The sequence below is a fragment of the Burkholderia sp. LMG 13014 genome, assembly GCF_905232215.1.
Classification (GTDB): domain Bacteria; phylum Pseudomonadota; class Gammaproteobacteria; order Burkholderiales; family Burkholderiaceae; genus Burkholderia.
In genome coordinates this window covers 1-1,167 of record NZ_CAJNKE010001032.1, presented here as the reverse complement: position 1 = coordinate 1,167, position 1,167 = coordinate 1, and the positions used below count along the sequence as shown (strand labels likewise).

Here is a 1,167-nt window from a genome sequence, read left to right as displayed (position 1 = left end):
CAGCCGCAACGCATCGCGCTCATCGCCGACACCGGCTGTCGCATGAAGAAAGCCGACAACGCATGGCAGGCGTGCAACGACGCGACGGTGTGGCCGCTCGACACGATCGCGGCCAGCGTCGCGAAGCTGTCGCCCGATCTGGTGATGCACATCGGCGACTACCACTATCGCGAGAACGCGTGCCCGCCGGACGTCGCCGGCTGCAAGGACAGCCCGTGGGGCTATGGCTGGGATACGTGGCAGGCCGACCTGTTCCGCCCGGCCGCGCCGCTGCTCGCGAAGGCGCCGTGGGTCGTCGTGCGCGGCAACCACGAGGAATGCGCGCGCGCGGGCCAGGGCTGGTTCCGCTTCCTCGATCCGCGTCCGTATTCGGCCGCGCGCTCGTGCGACGATCCGGCCAACGACAACAACGCGAACTATTCGGAACCCTATGCGGTGTCGCTCGGCGGCGGCTCGCAAGTGATCGTGTTCGACACCGCGAAGGTCGGCCGCACGCCGCTCAAGACGACCGACGCGCAATTCGGCATCTACCAGAAGCAGTTCCAGACGGTTGCCGCGCTCGCATCGAAGGCCGGCATGACGACGACGATCTTCACGAACCATCATCCGATCCTCGCGTTCGCGCCGATCGCCGGCAGCACGCCCGCGCCGGGCAACCTCGCGTTGCAGTCGGTGATGTCGAGCCTCAACGCACAGGCGTACTACCCGCCCGGCGTGCACGTTGCACTGCACGGGCACGTGCACGACTTCCAGGCGATCAACTTCTCGTCCGGGCATCCGGCGACGATCGTGTCCGGCAACGGCGGCGACAATCTCGACGTCGCGCTGCCCGACCCGTTCCCGGCCGGGCTGACGCCCGCACCGGGCGCCGTGATCGAGCGGCTGTCGCACAACAACAGCTTCGGCTTCCTGATCATGGAACGCCGCGCCGCCCCGGCGACCGGCTGGGTGTTCCACGCATATTCGGCAGCCGGCAAGCTGCTCGCGTCGTGCAACCAGTCGGGCACGACGCTCGCTTGCGACAAGACGGGGTTCATTGCGCCGTGAGTGAAGGAGTTCGATGTGACGGCCGCGATGCACGCGGCCTGCAAACGCTGCGCACGCTGGCCACGGCGGCTGTGCTCGCCGGCCTGGCGCTTGCCGCTCACGGCGCGCCGGCCGAAACCG

General features: G+C 68.6%; 1 protein-coding gene. It reads left to right on the top strand.

Features of this window, described 5'->3' with window-relative positions; translation table 11 throughout:
• Positions 1–1,047 (top strand): metallophosphoesterase (locus JYJ84_RS37160; protein ID WP_205190346.1); only part of this gene is annotated, 1,047 nt, incomplete at its 5' end.
• Positions 1,048–1,167: the final 120 nt, after the last annotated feature.